Annotated in this window: 16 protein-coding genes; 14 read left to right on the top strand and 2 right to left on the bottom strand. The window is 55.4% G+C overall.

The window, feature by feature from the left end:
* The first annotated feature begins 183 nt into the window (after positions 1-183).
* The gene (locus AC6I8K_RS21695; RefSeq protein ID WP_497827570.1) at positions 184-2,370 is read left to right on the top strand and encodes a TonB-dependent siderophore receptor; all 2,187 of its coding nucleotides are present in this window, start codon (positions 184-186) and stop codon (positions 2,368-2,370) included.
* A 172-nt stretch (positions 2,371-2,542) separates the two neighbouring features.
* Positions 2,543-3,028 carry a hypothetical protein gene (locus AC6I8K_RS21690; RefSeq protein ID WP_483818497.1) on the top strand — a complete coding sequence of 162 codons (486 nt, stop codon included), beginning with the start codon at positions 2,543-2,545 and terminating at the stop codon, positions 3,026-3,028.
* Positions 3,029-3,323: 295 nt separating this feature from the next.
* Here AC6I8K_RS21690 and AC6I8K_RS21685 read toward each other — a convergent pair whose 3' ends face one another.
* Positions 3,324-3,635 (bottom strand): PTS lactose/cellobiose transporter subunit IIA, encoded by a 312-nt coding sequence (locus tag AC6I8K_RS21685; RefSeq protein ID WP_497827569.1) that lies wholly within the window; start codon positions 3,633-3,635, stop codon positions 3,324-3,326.
* 168 nt (positions 3,636-3,803) lie between these two features.
* Between AC6I8K_RS21685 and AC6I8K_RS21680 the strand changes: the two genes are divergently transcribed.
* The 12 genes from AC6I8K_RS21680 (at position 3,804) to AC6I8K_RS21625 (ending at position 18,094) form a co-directional block, all read left to right on the top strand.
* Entirely contained in the window at positions 3,804-5,138 is a 1,335-nt protein-coding gene (locus tag AC6I8K_RS21680; protein ID WP_064739853.1) for a PTS sugar transporter subunit IIC, read from the top strand.
* A gap of 9 nt (positions 5,139-5,147) precedes the next feature.
* On the top strand, positions 5,148-6,575 hold the full coding sequence (locus tag AC6I8K_RS21675) for a glycoside hydrolase family 1 protein (protein WP_497827568.1): 1,428 nt from the start codon (positions 5,148-5,150) through the stop codon (positions 6,573-6,575).
* A 9-nt stretch (positions 6,576-6,584) separates the two neighbouring features.
* Entirely contained in the window at positions 6,585-6,902 is a 318-nt protein-coding gene (locus tag AC6I8K_RS21670) for a PTS sugar transporter subunit IIB (protein ID WP_064739855.1), read from the top strand.
* 78 nt (positions 6,903-6,980) lie between these two features.
* Positions 6,981-7,754, top strand: coding sequence for an FCD domain-containing protein (locus AC6I8K_RS21665; protein WP_064739856.1), 774 nt, complete (start codon positions 6,981-6,983; stop codon positions 7,752-7,754).
* A gap of 506 nt (positions 7,755-8,260) precedes the next feature.
* The gene (locus tag AC6I8K_RS21660) at positions 8,261-8,893 is read left to right on the top strand and encodes an RraA family protein (RefSeq protein ID WP_483818283.1); all 633 of its coding nucleotides are present in this window, start codon (positions 8,261-8,263) and stop codon (positions 8,891-8,893) included.
* 55 nt (positions 8,894-8,948) lie between these two features.
* The gene (locus AC6I8K_RS21655) at positions 8,949-10,289 is read left to right on the top strand and encodes an MFS transporter (RefSeq protein WP_064739858.1); all 1,341 of its coding nucleotides are present in this window, start codon (positions 8,949-8,951) and stop codon (positions 10,287-10,289) included.
* A gap of 42 nt (positions 10,290-10,331) precedes the next feature.
* Complete coding sequence (locus AC6I8K_RS21650; protein ID WP_497827567.1) at positions 10,332-12,419, top strand: hydantoinase/oxoprolinase family protein; 2,088 nt, start codon at positions 10,332-10,334, stop codon at positions 12,417-12,419.
* Entirely contained in the window at positions 12,419-14,101 is a 1,683-nt protein-coding gene (locus AC6I8K_RS21645) for a hydantoinase B/oxoprolinase family protein (RefSeq protein WP_497827566.1), read from the top strand. Before AC6I8K_RS21650 ends, AC6I8K_RS21645 begins: the two co-directional genes overlap by 1 nt.
* Positions 14,102-14,104: 3 nt before the next feature.
* Positions 14,105-14,914, top strand: a complete 810-nt coding sequence (locus AC6I8K_RS21640) for an SDR family oxidoreductase (RefSeq protein ID WP_064739863.1) — start codon at positions 14,105-14,107, stop codon at positions 14,912-14,914.
* 8 nt (positions 14,915-14,922) lie between these two features.
* A complete protein-coding gene (locus AC6I8K_RS21635) occupies positions 14,923-16,074 on the top strand; it encodes a pyridoxal phosphate-dependent aminotransferase (protein WP_064739864.1) in 1,152 nt (383 codons plus the stop codon).
* 30 nt (positions 16,075-16,104) lie between these two features.
* Complete coding sequence (locus tag AC6I8K_RS21630; RefSeq protein WP_081112565.1) at positions 16,105-16,725, top strand: TetR/AcrR family transcriptional regulator; 621 nt, start codon at positions 16,105-16,107, stop codon at positions 16,723-16,725.
* A gap of 97 nt (positions 16,726-16,822) precedes the next feature.
* On the top strand, positions 16,823-18,094 hold the full coding sequence (locus AC6I8K_RS21625) for a Glu/Leu/Phe/Val family dehydrogenase (protein ID WP_064739866.1): 1,272 nt from the start codon (positions 16,823-16,825) through the stop codon (positions 18,092-18,094).
* 122 nt (positions 18,095-18,216) lie between these two features.
* Here AC6I8K_RS21625 and AC6I8K_RS21620 read toward each other — a convergent pair whose 3' ends face one another.
* Positions 18,217-19,131: a LysR family transcriptional regulator gene (locus tag AC6I8K_RS21620; protein WP_497827565.1), complete on the bottom strand. Its 915-nt coding sequence runs from the start codon at positions 19,129-19,131 to the stop codon at positions 18,217-18,219.
* Between the last annotated feature and the right edge of the window lie 92 nt (positions 19,132-19,223).

Below are 19,223 nucleotides of genomic sequence, written 5' to 3'. Positions count from 1 at the left end.
TCGCACCTAATAAACCTTCGGATTTTCAGTGGATTATTTTGTGAAGGATGTCACGCAGGGAGATTAGGACCGTTAATAACGCAAGAAAGTAATATTTCAATCCGTTACAGCCATTGACGTTTGGCAAGGGCGAATGCACGGATTATTTCATCGACAAGGCAGTTTGAAATAGAGATGGCAACTATGTCCGTTAAAGCAAGAAATTCAGCAATACCTGCTGTGGCACGTCACTTCAGATTCAATCCTCTGACTCTTTCTCTGGCCTCAACATTGCTGATGGCGCCGGCCGCTTTCAGCGTGGCCGCTGAAGAGACCCTTACCGTCAACGCCGACACGCGTGAAAGCGTGACCTCGCCGCTGCAGGGTTATGTGGCGAAAGAGAGCGCGGCCGGCACCAAAATCGCTACGCCGCTGCGCAAAACCCCGCAATCCATTTCGGTGATTACGCGCGAACAGATGGACGATCAAGCTGCGGCATCGGTGGCGGATGCATTGAGCTACACCAGCGGCGTGCTCACCAACTATCGCGGTAACTCCAATCGTAACGATGAAATCATTGCGCGCGGTTTCCGCTATGCGCCGAAATTCCTGGATGGTTTGAGCTATGGCTTATCTGGTCAGGCGGGTGCGGCGGGGCAGATCGATCCCTGGTTGCTGGAACGCGTAGAGATGATCCACGGCCCAGCTTCAGTGCTGTACGGGCAGGTCAATCCGGGTGGCATTGTTGCCATGACCAGTAAGCGTCCTACCGCGCAGAGCATTCACAAAGTGCAGCTCAGCACGGGCAACCAGCATTTGGGTGAAGCGGCGTTTGATTTCGGCGGCAAGCTGAACGATGACAACACGCTGTTTTACCGTCTGAATGGGATTGCCAGCACCAAACATGAGTTCGTTAAGGACAACAAACAGCAGCGCATGGCGATTGCGCCAGCGATTACCTGGCTGCCGAACGCCGACACCAGCTTTACGCTGCTGACCCTGTACCAAAACGAGCCGAAAGCGGGATACCGTAACTTCCTGCCGGCCAGCGGTACGCTGAAAGAGAGCAGCCAAGGCTTCATTCCTTACGATTTCAACGTCAGCGATCCGAGCTTTAACCAAGCCAAGCGCGAACAGACGTCGATTGGCTATATCTTCGAGCACAATTTAAGCGACAACGTCAGCTTTACGCAGAATCTGCGCTACAGCAATATGGACGAATCGTACAAATATCTGGTGTATACCTTTGATGCGGATAACGATCACTCGATCAACCGCCGTCCGCAACACGACAAAATCAAGTCGAAAGAGTTGGGCCTCGATAACCAGCTAAAAGCCACGTTTGACACCGGCAACATCGCGCATACCGTGCTCGGCGGCCTGGATTACAAGTGGAGCGACGTGGATAACCAGCTGTGGCGCGACAGCGGCGATCAATACATCCTCGACTGGGCCAATCCGACGCGTATCAGCATCAACGAGAGCGATCTGACGTTGACCACCAGCACGCGTAAAAAGCTCGATCAGGTGGGCGTTTATCTGCAGGATCAGCTGGAGTGGAATCAATGGAACCTGCTGCTGTCGGGTCGTCAGGACTGGAGCGAAATTCGCACCCAGGATCGCACCGACGACAGCGAAACCCAGCAGAATGACAATAAATTCACCGGCCGCGCCGGTCTGCTGTATGCGTTCGATAACGGCATTTCGCCGTACGTCAGTTACAGCACCTCCTTTGAACCTAACCTGAGCAGCGGCGCGCCGGGCACCGATCCGTTCAAACCGACCACCGGTGAACAGACCGAAGTGGGTGTTAAGTATCAGCCGCTGGGTTGGGATGCGGTATTCACCGTATCGGCGTTTGATATAACGCAGAAAAACATTACCGCCTACAACAGTCAAACCGGTTACAACGAGCAGATCGGTAAAGTGCGTTCGAAAGGGATTGAAACCGAAGCGCATGCGCAGATTACCCCAGAAATCAAACTGTTGGCTGCGTATACCTACACGGATGCCGTAACCAAAGAGAGCAGCATCACCGATCGCATCGGCCATTCACCGTCCAGCATTCCGCGTCATGCGGCGTCAGCGTGGGGCAGTTATACCTTCCTCGATGGCATGCTGAGCGGCTTTACGCTGGGCAGCGGCGTGCGTTACACCGGCACCACACCGGCGGACGAAACCGGCACCGACAAAGTGCCGCATTACACGCTGTATGACGCGATGGCGAAATATGAACTGGGCAACGCGGTGAGTTCACTGCGCGGCACCACGCTGCAATTTAACGTCAACAATATCGCGGATAAGCACTACGTGGCTTCGTGCAGTAACGAGAGCGCCTGTTTCTACGGCAGCGGTCGTACCATCGTCGCGTCAGTGAATTACAGTTGGTAATCTCCCTCGGCGGCCTTTATGGCCGCCGTTTCAATTCGCATTCCGTGCGACACGCTTAGCACCCAGACAAATCTTCGCCGGTTTTCGGAAAATACTGTATTTGTGTGACTGTCATCACTCTGCAAGGCGCGTTAAAATGAACGCTTCTCATTTAGCAGGGGTTTTCGTCACGATGTTATCGCGTTTTACTTTGGCCACTTTGATGGCAACAATTATGCTTACTGGCTGCGCACGCCTTGCCGCCGTTACGGGTACCTCTCCTGACAGCACTGCAACTGCAGATTCTTCAGCCGCTCAGCCTGCCACTGGCGCGCCTATCGATAACAACGATTCACCTTCTCCGTTTGAGACGGGCCCAACGGTGATCAACGTTTCACATCTGGTCACGCGTACCGATGACGGTTCTTCCGTCTACGTGACGGTGGATGGTCAGGATGCGGGCCTGCTGAAGAAGGGTGAGAAACGAGAAATTCGTGTCGCGCCAGGTAAACACCAGATTGGTGGTTATGTACAGACGCTATTTGGTTTTGGCAAAGTGACTATCGCAGCTGTGGATGTCACCACCGATCCGAACAGCCCGAAAAACGTGGTTTACTCTGTGACACGCCAGAAGCCAGCGTTTAGCGAAACCGACGCCACGCCACCGAACAATTCCTGATTTTAGTTGGGGCGCGAATGCGGCATTGGGTTTAATACGGTCGCCATAAATGGCGTAATGCTCGTCATTTATGAGATGAAACCCCCCTCATTACCGAGTGCACACAGTGTAGCGGCGCAATGCATTGCGCGATAAATCGCGCCGCTACGAAATGTGCGGTGATGAGTACGGCGCTTAACTGATCGGCATTACGCCATAAAAAGGCGACCTTCCAGCTTCAACTCCGGCTTAACCTCCATTTCAAGCGCATGTTAGCGAAGCAGCATGTCAGCAGCGCATCCCATTTTCTAAGCCATCATTTAGCGTGCAACGCCTTGCGTAACAGCACCAACTCGCCAGCCAGATCGCGGCACAGCATCGCGGTCATCAAATGATCCTGCGCATGCACCAAAATCAGCGTAACCGGCACTTTGCCGCTGCCTTCATCTTCGCCAATCAACGCGGTCTGGATTTTATGTGCCGCTTTTGCAGCCTCATCTGACGCCCCTAACGCGTCATCCGCCCCTTGCCAGTCACCTTTGCGGGCTTGCTGGATCGCCATCATTGCTTGCGATCGTGCCTCACCGGCATTGATCAGCAACTCCATCATCGTTTGTTCAAAATCCATATCCGCCTCACTTATTGGTATGCCAAATTGACGTTATCGATGCTACCGGAATACCAAAAGGGAGTTCCGCGAGCATGATCACAGAAATTAATGGCGATAATCGTCATTTTGGTATGCCACGAACCATCAAGCAGATGCATAACACCTAAAACCGCTGAGGGTTGACCAATGTCTCTACAGGAACGTCTTATCGATTCACTGGGTAGCTTTGCCACGCGATTCAACAGCTACCGCTATATCATGGCGATCAAAGCCTCATTTATTACCTTGATGCCGGTAATCATTGTTGGCGCGTTTTCGGTGCTGATTTCTAACATGGTGCTGGATCCGAAAAATGGCCTCGCCAGTTTCGCGTCACTGTCGTTTCTCGCCGATTTAAAACCGATTACCAGTAGCATTAACTACGCCACGCTGAGCTTTCTGAATATTGGCGCAGTGTTCCTGATTGGTATCGAACTCGGGCGCATCAATGGCATAAAAACCCTGTTCCCCGGTCTACTGGCGATCATCTGTTTTATCTCTGTGACGCCCACCACGCTGCAAATGCTGGTGGACGGGCAGATGCATGTGGTCACCGATGTTTTGGCAAAACAGTTTTCGGATACCAAAAGTCTCTTTCTCGGCATGTTTATCGCCATTCTGTCGGTGGAGATTTACTGCCGACTGGAGCAGGTTGAACGGCTGAAAATCAAAATGCCGGATACCGTGCCGCCAAACGTTGCCGCATCATTTTCGGCGCTGATTCCCTCAATCATCACCGTCACGCTGGTCGCCACTTTTGGCTTTATCTTCCATCAAATTACCGGCATGTACCTGTACGACGCGGTGTACAAAGTGGTGCAGCAACCGCTGGAATCGGTGGTGCAAAGCCTGTGGGGCATTCTGCTGCTGATGTTTGTTGCCCAACTGTTTTGGGTGATTGGTATTCACGGCAACCAGATGGTGAAACCGATTCGCGAGCCGCTGCTGTTGGGGGCGATTCTGGTTAACATGAACGCCTTCGAGCAGGGCAAGGAAGCACCAAACATCATCACCATGCCGTTCTGGGATGTGTACATGAGCATTGGCGGTTCCGGCCTGACGATTGGTTTGTTAACGGCGGTGATGATTGCCACCAAACGTAAAGAGATGCGGGAAATCGCCAAACTGTCGTTCGGACCCGGAATATTCAACATTAATGAGCCGGTGATTTTTGGTATGCCGATCATGCTCAACCCCATTCTCGCCATTCCTTTCATCATCACGCCGCTGGTAACCGGTTCGATTGGCTATTTCGCCACGGTGATGGGTTTTGCCGGTAAAGCGGTCGTGATGGTTCCCTGGACCACGCCGCCGATCATTAATGCGTGGCTGTCAACCGCGGGCTCGATGGGCGCGGTGGTGACACAAATTATCTGCATCGTGGTTTCTGTATTGATTTATCTGCCTTTTGTCAAAGTGGCTGCGCGTCGCGCCGAAGCGGCGGAAGCGAAAAATCTGCAGGCCGAACTGGCACAACAATAAGGAGGAGAGATGAGTAAGCACACCATTACCTTACCGGAGGGCTTCATTCTCGGTGCGGCGGCGTCGGCCTGGCAAACCGAAGGCTGGAGTGGCAAAAAAGTCGGGCAGGATTCTTATCTGGATGCCTGGTATCAGCAGGATCGTCATGTCTGGCATAACGGTTACGGACCCGCAGTGGCGACGGATTTTATCAACCGTTTCCACGAAGACGTGGCATTAATGAAAGCAGCAGGGCTAACGCATTATCGCACCTCTATCAACTGGTCACGTTTTCTCACCGATTATGAGAATGCGGTGGTTGATGAAGAGTACGCGGCCTATTACGACCAGTTGATTGATGAGATGCAGCGGCAAGGCATTGAACTGATGTTGTGCCTCGAACATTACGAACTGCCATTGCAGCTGCTGGAGGAGTATGGCGGCTGGCAGTCAAAGCATGTGGTGGAATTGTTTATCCGCTATGTCGAAAAGGTGTTTGCCCGCTACGCCGGAAAAGTGACGCGCTGGTTTGTCTTCAACGAGCCGATTGTGGTGCAGACGCGCGTCTATCTTGATGCGCTACGCTGGCCGTATGAGCAGGACACCCATAAATGGATGCAGTGGAATCACCATAAAAATCTCGCCACGGCGAAGGTGGTCAAACTGTTCCGCCAGCAAGGTTACGCCGGCACGATTGGCACCATTCTTAATCCGGAAGTGACTTATCCGCGCTCGTCGGCCGCGCACGATGTTAAAGCCGCGCAACGCTACGATCTGTTCTACAACCGGGTATTTCTCGATCCGGCGATCAAAGGTGTCTATCCGGCTGAATTACTGCAGCTGCTGGCTAAACATGACGTGCAGTGGGACGTCACTGAGGATGAGCTGGCAATCATTGCGGCGAATACCGTCGATGAAGTGGGGCTAAATCTTTACTATCCGCATCGCGTAAAAGCGCCGTCACGCGCCTGGCATCCGGAGACGCCATTTCATCCCGCCTTTTACTACGAACATTTTGAGTTGCCGGGCCGCCGCATGAACAGTTCACGCGGCTGGGAGATTCAGCCGCGCATCGTCTTTGACATGGCGCAGCGCATGAAAGACGAGTACGGCAATTTACCGTGGTTCGTGGCAGAGAGCGGTATGGGCATCGAGAACGAAGCGCAATTCAAAGATGCGCAGGGAGAAATTCAGGACGACTACCGCATCAACTTTATTGCTGAACATCTTTACCAGGCTGTGCGCGCGCGTGAAGCGGGCAGTAACTGTCAGGGCTATATGCTGTGGGCATTCACTGACAACGTATCGCCAATGAACGCTTTCAAAAACCGCTACGGACTGATCGAGATTGACCTCGACAACCAGCGTCAGCGGCGGATGAAAAAATCGGCGCACTGGTTCCGTCAGTTGCGTGACACTCAGCAATTGACCCTCAACATTGACGATGAAGCCAAATAAGGACGACCTATGAAACGCATTATTCTGGCCTGCGCGGCAGGCATGTCGACGTCGCTGTTAGTGACCCGCATCGAAAAAGAAGCGGTAGCACGCGGGCTTGAGTATCAAATCTACGCCATCCCCGAACAAAACTTACGTGAAGAGTTACAAAATTACGGTCAGGACGTGGTGGTGGTTCTGCTGGGGCCGCAGGTACGCTTTAAGCTGGAGGAGAATAAAAAGCTGACCGACAGCTATCAGCTGCCGATTGCGGTCATTGATAGCGTGGCTTACGGCACGTTGAATGGTGCAAAGGTACTCGATCAGGCGCTGGCTTTGGTACACTAGCGCCCAGATAGCAGTAAGGTTCCGGCTCGCAGAGGACGCGGTCGGACCTGTTGCACCATGATACAAAAGGGTGAGAGCGTGGAAAAAGCCGAAGCGCCACAAGAGAAAAAGCAGTATCAGGAAATTGGTCAGCATCTGCGTCAGCAAATCCTTGATGGCAATTATCCGGTAGGCTCACGACTGCCGCCAGAGCGCCAGTTGGCCGAAACCTGGGGCGTGAGCCGCACCATCGTGCGTGAAGCGTTGCTGATGCTGGAGCTGGAAGGCACGGTGGATATCCGCCAGAGCTCCGGCGTTTACGTGATGCGGATTCCTTCAGCAAGCGAAGACGCGGAAGAGGCATTTTTCCGCAGCGATGTCGGCCCGTTTGAGATGTTACAGGCACGTCAGTTGCTGGAGAGCAACATCGCGGCCTTCGCCGCTAAAATGGCCACCAAAGCCGATATTGAAAACCTGCGCCGTACGCTGGAGCAGGAGCAGCGCGCCATCGCCCTCAATGACAGCAGTCAGGACAACGATAAGTTATTTCATTTGCTGCTGGCGGGTGCGACGCAAAATCAGATGCTGCTCGACACGGTCACCAGCGTCTGGCGTCATCACGAAGCCAGCCCGCTGTGGCAGCAACTACGACCGCAATATGAAACCCGCGCATATCGCCTGAAGTGGTTGGGCGATCATCAAACCATTCTGGCGGCGCTGCGACGTCGTGATGTGATGGGTTCCTGGCAGGCGATGTGGCAGCACCTGGAAAACGTCAAGAACACGCTGCTGGAGTTATCCGATGCCGATGCGCCCGACTTCGACGGCTATCTGTTCGAATCGGTGCCGATTTTTCAGGGTAAGTTGATGTGATGAAGGTGAGATAATCCAGCAAAACCGACATAGTCATTCGTAGGGTCGCCATTCATGGCGACCCGTTATCTCTCTCAGCGCACCGCAACAGTGCAATTTAACAATACCCGCAGATAATTAACCGCTGAAAACTTCAGGAATTATTTATTTGCTTATGACGATTTATTAATCCCTGCACTAATACGTGACGCTCATCTCTCTAATTAATAAATAATGCACTGAATTTGTGCTGCGCTTCATGAAATTGACATAAGAAAAAAATATATCTGCGGGTAATTCGCTTGATGTCGAAATGTGCCAGCGGCAGGTAATCAATGCATTACTAAAACTATCGTTATTAATCATGCGTTTATTTGTAATTCCGCCGAGCAAATCCTCCATCCCTTCGTTAATTTAAAACCTCTCATCTGTCATATTCGTGTAAAAAATACGTTGCGCATCCAGTTTTTAAAGTGATAAAAGTTTCTCACTTGATAATGATTTTTCATTTTAAAAGGTGACCAACAATGGCTCTTGAAACGGCTGAAGTGCGTATTACGACATCATGGCAACGTCCGGAAAATAAATGGCTGGCGGCTTTTGCCGAATTTCCTGTCGCCAACATTGGTGATGCAATGGAAAGGCTAAATATGTGCGATGGCGGCCTTGTTCCGGTCTCCTCGAACACGGCGTTTGTTGGCTTTGCCTTTCCGGTTCAGGTCACGGCTGGTGATAACGCTGCGGTCATTCGCGCCCTGGATTATATCCAGCCTGGCGATGTAATGATGATTAACGGCCAGGGCCATATTGATCGTGCGCTGGTCGGTGAGCAACTGACGCAGCGTTTTCAGCATGCCGGCGCAGTGGCGCAGGTTATCGACGGCGCAATACGCGATCGCAGCGTGATCGAGTCTACCGGTTTACCCACGTTCAGCCGCGGTATCACGCCTGCAGGCCCGTTCAAAAACGGTCCTGGCGTAATCGGTGAACCGGTGGCGATTGGCGGCGTGGTGTGCTGCGCCGGTGACATTGTGGTCGGCGATGAAGACGGCATCATCATTATTCCATTCTGGCGTGCCGAATCAGTGCTAGCCGCGGTGCAGGAAGTGGCGCGTCGTGAAGCAGAAATGACGGCAGAGGTGACGCGTCATTACCAATAAGCCGCTTGCTTAGCGAATTCCGGGGATGTTTTAAACACACTTTCAGGGCAAACCAATGACGAAATCACATGCAGTAACAATGGATTACGCTTTGCCGAAGGATGGAACAACCAAAAATAACGTCGTGCGCCGCGCTTCTCTCGCGGGGGGCGTCGGTTCATTTGTTGAGTGGTACGACTACGGCATCTACGGCCTGTTAGTCAGTTCGCTGGTCATCGTTTTTTCCGCCAGTGACATGAGCACTACCGACTCAGGCCTGATGCTGACTTACCTCGGCTTCACGGTGAGCTTCTTCGTACGACCGTTTGGCGGGGTGATCTGCGGCTATCTCGGCGACAAAATGGGTCGCCAGAAGCTGCTGGCGATTTTACTGCTGATGATCTCGCTGGCAACAGCAGCAATTGGCTTGCTACCCAGCTACGCCAGCATCGGCTGGGCGGCACCGGCGCTACTGATTTTACTGCGCATCGTGCAGGGATTCTCAGCCGGTGGTGAAGTCTCGGGCGCTGGGTCGTTTGTAGCAGAATATGCAGAAGATCATCGCCGCGCGGTCGTGATGTCGCCGTTGGTGATGGGTTCATTTATCGCTTTGCTGTTCGGTAGCTTGCTGATCAGTGGATTGATTAACGTGTTCGGCAGCGAGGCGATGACCGCCTGGGTGTGGCGCGTGCCGTTCCTGCTAGCTATTCCGATGGCCATGATTGGCGTCTACATTCGTACCCGCATCGAGGACACGCCTCATTTTCAGATGGTAAAAGCCAATAAGCGCGTGGTGCGCAATCCACTACGTGAAGTGCTTTCCTCTAAGCGCCATCTGAAAGCGATTGGGCTGGCGATCACGCTGCCGGCGGTGAACGGCCCGGGTTATTACATCCTGTTTGTCTACATGCCAACTTACCTGAATAAAGTGATGCACTTTCAGCAGATCCAAAGCTTGATGGTTACCGCGTGTGGATTGGTCACCATTATCGGCGCGATTCCGATGATGGCGTGGCTGTCAGATCGTTTAGGACGCAAGCCGCTGCTGGTCACCTCTGCTATCGCCATGGCGGTGCTGGCGTGGCCTTGTTTCTGGCTGCTGACGCTCGGCATGTTCCCACTGGCCTGTATGGCGGCAATTTTGCTGGCCTTTGCCTTTGCAGGACATGCAGGTGTGATTCAGGCGACGCTGGCCGAAATGTTCCCCACCAACGTGCGTTACAGCGCCTACAGCATCGGGTTCAACCTCTCAACGGTGATCTTTGGCGGGTCGGCACCGTTATTAATGACGTGGCTGATCGGCCTGACCGGCATCGCCAGTATTCCCAGTTATATGGTGATTTTCACCGCCGCGCTGACGCTCATCAGCACGCTGTATCTGAAAGAAACCGCCGGTAAGCCGCTCGCTGACGAGTGACCGCCGTTGCAATCAGCCCACATTCTGGATTTCGAGGTCATTATGAAAAACGCGTCACCCTGGCGGATAGGGTTTGATATTGGTGGCACCTTTACCGATCTGGTGTTGCTGAATGACATTTCTGGCGAGGCGATTCGGCACAAAACACTGACCACGCCGGAGGATCCTTCGGAAGGTGCGTATACCGGGTTAACTCAATTGGTGGAGATGGCCGATCTCAAGGCCAGCGACATTCACACCATTACGCATGGCACCACGCTGGCGATTAACGCGCTGCTGGAGCGTCGGGGCGCGAAAACCGCGTTCGTGGTGACGCGCGGCTTCCGTGACGTGCTGGTGCTGGGCCGCGAATACCGTTATGACATCTACGATCTGAATGGCGCACCGGCCCAGCCGCTACTGCCGCGTTCGCAGTCATATGAGATCGGCGAACGCGTGACGGCGCGCGGCGAGGTAATTACGCCACTCGACGAAGCCGAAGTGGTTCGGCTGGCGGCTGAACTGCGTGATAAAGGCTATGAAGCTGTTGCCGTGTTGTGCATGCATGCCTATGCCTGGCCAGAACATGAAAATAAGATCGAAGCGATTTTCAGCCGCGAGCTGCCCGGCGTGTCGATCTCGGTTTCGCACAAAGTGTCGCGCGAAATCCGCGAATACGATCGCGGCGTGTTAACCGCCATGAATGCTTTCGTTCAACCCAAAGCGCGCCGTTACGTGGCGCGGCTGGAAAGCAAATTGCGCGAAGGCGGCTTCACCTGCGACTGGTTGGTGATGGGATCGAACGGTGGCCTGATGGCACCGCAGGTGGCGGCTGATTATCCTACGCGCATCATTGAATCCGGCCCGGCAGGCGGCATCGTCGCCACCGCTGCTTTTGCGCGTAAAAACGCCGAGCGTCAGGTGCTGGCATTTGATATGGGCGGTACCACCGCTAAGGCGTGCGTAGTGCGCGATGGTGAACCCTCAATCACCATTGATTACGAAGTGGGCCGCGCCGACCGCCTGCTTAAGGGCAGCGGTTTGCCGGTTAAGTTGCCGGTAGTGGACATGATAGAGATTGGTGCAGGCGGCGGTAGTATCGCGCGCGTTGATTCACTGGGTCTGCTGGAAATCGGCCCGGAAAGTGCCAGCGCCTGGCCAGGTCCGGCCTGTTATGCGCGCGGCGGCGAGCAGCCCACCGTCACCGATGCCAACCTGGTGCTGGGTTTGCTCGATCCCGACGCCTTCCTCGGTGGGCGCATGCCGCTCGACGTGGAAGCCGCGCGTCAGGCCATTCGCCGTATCGCCGAGCCGTTGGGGCTGAGCATCGAAGATGCCGCATGGGGCATTCACGAAGTTGCCAACAGCAAAATGTCCGAGGCGCTGCGCACCCATTCAGTGGAGAAAAACGTCAGCCCATCGCAAATGACCATGCTGGCGTTTGGTGGCGCGGGCCCGAGCCATGCGTGGTCGCTGGCGAAGCAGTTGAGTGTAAAGCGCGTCTACTTCCCGAATGGGGCGGGCGTTTACTCCGCCTTCGGCTTGCTGACCGCGCCACCGAGCGCTGATTTCGTACGCAGCGATCGTTGCCGCTTGCAGAAGGGCATCGATGTCAAACGCATCGCGGCGTTATTTGCCGAAGGCTTTGACGAAGCGATCACCACATTGGCGGCGGCCAATGCCGATCCCAACAGCGCCATCCAGCAGAAACTCGCGGGCGTGCGCTATGTCGGGCAGGGCTCGGAGCTCACCGTCACGCTGCCGGAAGCCTTCCTTGCGCAAGGCGATATTCAGGCCCTGATCGATACCTTTGAAGCCGCTCACCTGGCGCGCTTTGGTCGCACCTTGTCGGGACAGGGCGTGGAAGTGGTTAACTGGCGCGGTCGCGTGCAGACCACGCCGCCTACGCTGAATACCAGCGATCAGATCAGCCATCCTGAACCCGACGCGCGCGAGAAGCGTTTGCAGGTATATCTGGGCCGTGAACAGGGCTTCAGCGTTTGCCGCGTCATCCCCCGCAGCTTGCTGATCACTGGCGAAGCCATTCACGGTCCCGCACTGCTGCAAGAAAAAGAGTGCGCGATTTATGTCGGTCCCGGCGCATCCGCGCAGCTGGACCCGCAAGGCAATATTTTGATGGAGCTGAACTGATGAGTGCGACAACCCCCGATCATCTGCGTTTTCTCGACGATCCGATCAGCCTGCGCATTACCTGGGATCGCCTGGTGAGCATTTCGGAAGAAGCAGCGGCCACACTGGTTAACATGGCGTTCTCCAGCATTATCCGCGAAGTCGGTGATTACTCATGCCTGCTGATGGATGCCAGCGGTAGCTCGCTGGCACAACCTAAGACCAGCGTTCCGGTGTTTATCGGCACGTTGCCCGCCACGGTGCGGCATCTGCTGGCTAAATTCCCAGCGGACACGCTGAAACCCGGCGATGCGTTGATCACCAACGATCCCTGGCTCGGCACCGGCCACCTCAATGACGTGACGGTGGTGACGCCGGTGTTCCGCGCGGGCAAGCTGGTGGCGTTTACCGGCGCGGCGGCACACATGTCCGATATCGGTGGTTCGTTGAATATGGGCTCATCGCGCGACATGTTCGAAGAGGGATTCCTTATCCCGCCAAGTAAATTAATGATTGCGGGCGAGGTGAATCAGCAACTGCTGGATCTATTCCTGGCCAACGTGCGTTCACCGGATCAGGTGGAAGGTGATCTGCACGCCATGCTGGCAGCAAACCAGATTGGCGCCAACGGGCTACTTGGCCTAATGGATGATTTGCAACTGGAATCCGTCACCCCGCTGGCAGAGAAAATTCATTCGCTGACTGAAATCGCCATGCGCAAAGCGATTGAGGCGGTGCCGGATGGTCGCTATGAAGCGGCGGTTGATATTGGCGACTACGAAGGAGATATCCATCTCAACGTAGCGGTGATTGTTGATGGCAGCAACATCACCATTGACTATGCCGGTTCCTCGGCGGAATCGCTGTTTGGCAGCAACTGCCCAATGTCATTCACCTATGCCTACAGCGTCTATCCACTGAAATGTCTGCTTGAGCCGCATCTGCCAAATAACGAAGGTTGCTTCAAATCTATCACTGTCACCGCGCCGGAAGGCTCAATTGCCAATGCGCGTCCGCCTTGTGCGGTAGAGATGCGAAACCGCGTCGGTCACATGGCTCACGCCGCTATTTTCACCGCGCTGGCCGGCATCATGCCGGACCGCGTGATGGGCCACTCGGGCAGCGCACCGGTCACTTGCGACGTATTCGCCGGCCAGTTTGATGACGGACGCCGCTTTGTCGAAAGCCTGTGCGTTAACGGCGGCACCGGCGCGCGTCCCGCTGCAGACGGCATTGTTACCGGTTTCCCTGGCAATATGTCCTCCACGCCGGTTGAGCTGATTGAATCCGCCACGCCGCTGCTCTTTCTGCAGAAATCAATTGTGCCCGATTCGGGCGGTGCCGGGCGCTACCGTGGCGGCGTGGCGCAGCGCATGGTGATTCGCAACACCAGCAAATATCCGCTCTCGCACAGCATGTTTTATTCGCGGCAAAAACATGCGGCAGAAGGCGTATTGGGTGCGGCGGCGGGGGCGCCGAACTTTGTGGCGATTAACGGCGAATCACTGGCGAAACCGGTTGGACGCCATGATGTGTTGCCCGGCGACGAAGTCACCATTCAAATGCCGGGTGGCGGCGGCAAGATGCCGGTGGCCGAGCGCGATCTCAAGGCCGTCCTGTGGGATGTGCAGGAAGGTTACATCACTGAAGCGGGTGCGTTACGTGATTATGGCGTGAACCTGCACGACGTTAAAAGGGGCTAAAACATGGATAGATTGACGGGAAAAGTGGTGCTAATCACCGGTGCGGGCAGCGGGATTGGTAAAGCGGCTGCGGCCGGTTTCGCCGCACGCGGTGCGCATGTTGTTCTGGTGGGACGTCGTCAGGCGGTGCTGGAGGAAGTGGCGGCTAACTTGATCGCGCAGGGCGGCAAGGTCTCGGCTTATGCGGCGGATATCGCGCAAAAAACCGAGGTTGAGGCGCTGGTGGCGTGGGCGATTGCCGAGCGGGGGCACGTCGATATTTTGGTCAACAACGCCGGCAGCGCCAGCAAGACGCTCAATGCGCGCTGGATTGCCGAAGAGGAATGGGATCAGGTGCAGGATGTCAACATGAAAGCGGTGTTTCTGCTAACGCAGGCGCTGTTGCCGGACATGCTGGCACGTAAAAATGGCACCATCATCACCGTCTCCTCATTGGCGGCGCTGCGACCAAACCTGCTGGGCGGCGCGGCCTACGGCGCAGCGAAAGCGGCGGTGCGCAACTTTATGACCTATCTGCACAACACCTTTCGCAATGACGGCATCCGCTCTACCTGCATTTTACCGGGTGAAGTGAACACGCCGATCATGGATAACCGCGCCAGTCCGCCGGATCAGGCGATTCGTGATGGCATGGTGCAACCGGAAGATGTGGCCGAAGCCATTCTGCTGTGCGCCAGCTTACCGGCGCGCACGGTGGTGGAAGAACTGATTGTTGCGCCGACATTTCTGCGCGATCTCTCCGGCGATCTGGAGATCAGTCGCTGGAAAAATGCCCCGGCAGCGTGCCAGGCCGAACGTGAAAACCTCTCATAGGACACCTTATGTCGAGCCAACTTTTTAAAGCCGCCGAGGCGGTATTACGTGTAGAGCGCACCTCGCTGCGTGTGCAGCAACCCGCATCGAGCGGCGATATGGTTTCTTTAGCGATGGGCGAACCGGATTTCGACACCCCGCCGCGCATCGTGCAGGCGGCCGTGGACGCGCTGCAAGCGGGTTACACCCATTACGCGCCGCTACTTGGTGACAAAGCCTTGTGCAGTGCGCTGGCGGACGATGTGTCAGCGCAGAGCGGCAAAGCGGTGAAGGCCGGTGAAATCCTGGTCACGCACGGCGGCACCGCCGGTCTCGCGGCGGCGATTCTCTCCATCGTGAATCCAGGCGATCGCGTAGTGATCCCCGATCCGACTTATTCGCTGTATGCAGATTTAGTCAATATGGCCGGCGGCATCTGCGTACCGATGCCGTGCCGGGCAGATTTGCACTGGGATCTGGCGCGTCTGGATAATGCGCTTGAGGGCGCCAAACTCTTCGTATTCTGTAATCCCGGCAATCCGACTGGCATTGTGCACAGCCGCGCAGAAATTGAAGCACTCGGCCAAATGGTGAACAAGCACAATACGCGAGTGATTGCCGATGAAGCCTATAGCGATCTGGTCTTTACCGATCGTCCTTTTACCTCGGTGCTGCACATTCCCGCTTTTGCTGGACGCACGCTATTCTGTCAGACTTTCTCTAAAAGTTACGCCATGACCGGCTGGCGCGTAGGTTATCTGGCTGGACCGGCGGAGATGATCGCCGCAGCGGCACGCGTGCACAATACGCTGAACGGTTCGGTGAACAGTGCGGTGCAGCGTGCGGCGCTGGTCGCGCTCACACAGTGCAAAGATGACGTCAAACGTATGTATGATGTCTACCGCCAGCGTCGCGTGCTGATGATGGAAGGATTATCCGCTATTCCAGAGCTGAAACTGAATGAACCCGAAGGCGCGTTTTACTGCTTCCCAGCCTATTCGTTGCCGATTCCGGCGATTGATATGGTGTCTCTGCTGCGTGAACAAGGCATCGCGGTGCGGCCCGGCAGTGAATTTGGCGCGGCTGGCGAAGGGCATTTACGCCTCTCTTACGCTGCCAGCAGTGAAGCCATCACTGAAGGTGTGCGCCGTTTGAAACGCGGCCTGGCCAGTTTAAAGTAACATCAGCCTGTTTAAGGAAGCATACCCACAATGACGGGAAAACCGATGCGCAGTGATACCGAAAGAAACCGCAAGAACCTGATTCAGGCTGCCGCCCGCTTGTTCGAGCGCTCCGAAACCCCGATAAGCATGACGGAAATTGCGGCGGAAGCTGGCGTCTCCGTTGCCACCGCCTATCGTCAGTTTACGTCGGTAGAAGAGGTGCTGAATGCTTATCGTCAGGACGTGGGGCAATTACTGTTGGATTACAGTGTGGAGCAGTCCTGCAGCGGCTTGCTGAAGCTGGAAAAAGTGAGCCGTTATTGGATCAAGCTGGTGCGCGAGCGTGGCGCGGCGATGGTGCCGATGCGTAACCGCCGCGGCTATCTGGAACGTTTATGGGAAGGTGCCGAATACCTGTTAGTGCAGGCTGATGCACTTCGTCCGGCTTTACGCGAAGCGATGGAGGAGATGGAACTGCCGGATATTGGCGATAAGGCGGTGTTTCTGTGGAATATCCTCTTCGATCCGCGTGAAATTTTTGATTTGCTCGACACGGTAGGACTGACGGAGAAACAGGTCGGCACGCAGCTGATGTCCGTTCTGGTTGGCGGTTTGCGCGGTTTCGCTACCGCGAACGAATTCACCGTCGAAGCCAGCCGCACGAAATAACACAGGCCGCCTCGGGCGGCCATTTCTCTGCAACATCTAACAATCACAAAACATTGTGAGGCCTTCCTGCGCCCCGCATCCGGCAAAAGGTGAAATGATGAGTGTACTTTCGTATGTTTCAGCAGATAAAAACTCCCCGTGGGCGACTTATCTGGCGCAGGTTGAGCGTGTGTTACCGCATCTCGGCGATCTCTCGCGTTGGGCAGACACCTTGCGCCATCCCAAACGCGCACTAATTGTGGATATTCCGCTGGAGATGGATGACGGCAGCGTGCGTCATTTCGAAGGTTATCGCGTACAGCACAACCTCTCACGCGGACCGGGCAAAGGCGGCGTGCGCTACCATCCGGACGTCACGCTGGAAGAGGTGATGGCGCTGTCGGCGTGGATGACGGTGAAATGTGCCGCGCTTAATCTTCCGTTTGGTGGCGCGAAAGGCGGTATTCGCGTCGATCCGCGTGAATTATCGCAAAAAGAGCTGGAACGGCTGACACGGCGCTATACCAGTGAAATTGGCAGTATCATTGGGCCGCAGCAAGATATTCCTGCGCCTGACGTCGGGACTAACCCACAAGTGATGGCGTGGATGATGGATACCTGGTCAATGAATGTCGGCGCAACCAGCACCGGTGTGGTGACCGGCAAACCGATTCATTTGGGGGGATCGCTCGGGCGTGTGAAAGCCACCGGTCGCGGCGTTTTCGTCACAGGCAGAGCGATGGCGCAGCGCATTGGGCTGGCACTGGATAACAGCCGCGTAGCGGTACAGGGATTTGGTAATGTCGGCAGCGTCGCTGCCGAACTGTTTCATGCCGCCGGATCGAAAGTCGTCAGCGTACAGGATCACAGTGCGACGCTTTATAACGCTAACGGCATCAATATTCCTGTACTGATCGCCTGGCAGCAGCAGAAGGGCAGCATTGCCGGCTTCAGCGGCGCGACTGCAATTAGCCATGAAGCGTTTTGGGAGCAGGGTTACGACATTTTGATACCGGCCGCGCTGGAGGGACAAATCACCGCTGAGCGTGCCAGAAAATTAGTGAGTCGTTTGGTGCTTGAAGGAGCGAATGGACCCACTTTGCCCGCGGCAGATGACATTCTGCGGGAGCGAAACATCACCGTAGTACCTGATGTAATTTGTAATGCGGGCGGCGTCACCGTGAGTTATTTCGAGTGGGTGCAGGATTTCTCCAGCTTCTTCTGGACGGAAGATGAAATCAACGCCCGGTTGGATCGCATCATGGAACAAGCACTGCTGGCAGTATGGCAAAAATCACAGGAGATTGGCGCCACGCTTAGAACCGCCGCTTACGCGGTGGCGTGCGAACGGATTCTGACGGCGCGTAAGGAGCGTGGTTTGTATCCGTGAGAATATGTTGGGGCATTCGTGGGGTGCCCCTAAATTGTGAGGGATGAAATCAAACAATCAAATCAATGTGCTCGCCGTCCGGCATTTTTATACCCAGCGCCAGTTCGCCGCCTAATGCGCCATTATGCATTAAGCTTCGCGGTTAACGCGCGCAGCGGCGTGCGTAAGGTCTCATGCAGTGCGCGGATCGCCGGGGAAAACTGTTTGCGATGCGGGCAGATAAGGTGCAGCGGCGTACTTTCGCCCGGCATCTCCGGCATGACGCGTTCCAGCCTGCCGGCCAGCACATCGTCACACACATCAATCCACGATTTATAGGCGATGCCCATACCGGCAATGGCCCAGCGCCGCGCGACTTCGGCGTCATCGCACAGCATGCGGCTTTTCACCGTGATCTGGCGGCGTATGCCATCTTGTGGAAAAGTCCATTTGTCGTAAACGTGGCCGCCCATCATAAACAGCAGGCCATGATGGTGCTGCGCGATCTCCTCAAGCTTTTGCGGGCGGCCATGACGATTGAGATAATCCGGCGACGCCACCATCACGCGGCGATTGTCCTCCGCCAGCGGCAACGCCACGTAGCTGCTGTCTTCCAGCTTGCCGTAACGAATGGCGATATCCACTGGATCGCGAAACACATCGCTGATCTGATCGGAAAAAGAGAGTCGCACCGCCAGCGCCGGGTGCGCGCGGCAAAAATCGGTGATCAGCGGTAGCAGGATGTTGCGGCCAATATCCGAGGGCAGCGCGATTTTCAGCTCACCGCTCAGCGCATCTTCATCGCTCTGCAAGCTGTCGGCACCGGCATGCATCAGCGCCAGCATCTCTTGCGCATAGGGCAGATATTTTTCTCCTTCGGCGGTTAAGCGCAGGCTGCGCGTGGAGCGGGCGAACAAGCGCCGATCCAGTTCGCGCTCCAGCCGCTGAATGGCCGCGCTGACCTGACCGGGCAGCAAATTCACTTCGCGTGCCGCGCGTGAAAAACTGCCGAGTGCGGCGGAACGCACAAACAGGGTGACATCTTCCAGTCGGATCATCTTCTTATTCATTGTGGTAGTCAGCAGGGATTTTCACTCTAAGAGTGAAAGTGTTCACCTGCAACTGGCATTTTTCATTGCGCTGCAGCCCG

The sequence above is a fragment of the Pantoea sp. X-Soil-ISGK-421 genome (assembly GCF_059730785.1).
Note: the sequence above shows the minus strand (reverse complement) of the source record. Positions and strands in the feature narration are given on the sequence as shown.

Excerpts from the sequence above, each read along its gene's own strand:
- AC6I8K_RS21650 (WP_497827567.1), top strand. The coding sequence starts at position 10,332 with ATGAAAAACGCGTCACCCTGGCGGATAGGGTTTGATATTGGTGGCACC.
- AC6I8K_RS21670 (WP_064739855.1), top strand. The coding sequence starts at position 6,585 with ATGAAACGCATTATTCTGGCCTGCGCGGCAGGCATGTCGACGTCGCTG.
- AC6I8K_RS21625 (WP_064739866.1), top strand. The coding sequence starts at position 16,823 with ATGAGTGTACTTTCGTATGTTTCAGCAGATAAAAACTCCCCGTGGGCG.
- AC6I8K_RS21655 (WP_064739858.1), top strand. The coding sequence starts at position 8,949 with ATGACGAAATCACATGCAGTAACAATGGATTACGCTTTGCCGAAGGAT.
- AC6I8K_RS21645 (WP_497827566.1), top strand. The coding sequence starts at position 12,419 with ATGAGTGCGACAACCCCCGATCATCTGCGTTTTCTCGACGATCCGATC.
- AC6I8K_RS21690 (WP_483818497.1), top strand. The coding sequence starts at position 2,543 with ATGTTATCGCGTTTTACTTTGGCCACTTTGATGGCAACAATTATGCTT.
- AC6I8K_RS21695 (WP_497827570.1), top strand. The coding sequence starts at position 184 with ATGTCCGTTAAAGCAAGAAATTCAGCAATACCTGCTGTGGCACGTCAC.
- AC6I8K_RS21685 (WP_497827569.1), bottom strand. The coding sequence starts at position 3,635 with ATGGATTTTGAACAAACGATGATGGAGTTGCTGATCAATGCCGGTGAG.
- AC6I8K_RS21675 (WP_497827568.1), top strand. The coding sequence starts at position 5,148 with ATGAGTAAGCACACCATTACCTTACCGGAGGGCTTCATTCTCGGTGCG.
- AC6I8K_RS21620 (WP_497827565.1), bottom strand. The coding sequence starts at position 19,131 with ATGATCCGACTGGAAGATGTCACCCTGTTTGTGCGTTCCGCCGCACTC.
- AC6I8K_RS21635 (WP_064739864.1), top strand. The coding sequence starts at position 14,923 with ATGTCGAGCCAACTTTTTAAAGCCGCCGAGGCGGTATTACGTGTAGAG.
- AC6I8K_RS21660 (WP_483818283.1), top strand. The coding sequence starts at position 8,261 with ATGGCTCTTGAAACGGCTGAAGTGCGTATTACGACATCATGGCAACGT.
- AC6I8K_RS21640 (WP_064739863.1), top strand. The coding sequence starts at position 14,105 with ATGGATAGATTGACGGGAAAAGTGGTGCTAATCACCGGTGCGGGCAGC.
- AC6I8K_RS21680 (WP_064739853.1), top strand. The coding sequence starts at position 3,804 with ATGTCTCTACAGGAACGTCTTATCGATTCACTGGGTAGCTTTGCCACG.
- AC6I8K_RS21630 (WP_081112565.1), top strand. The coding sequence starts at position 16,105 with ATGACGGGAAAACCGATGCGCAGTGATACCGAAAGAAACCGCAAGAAC.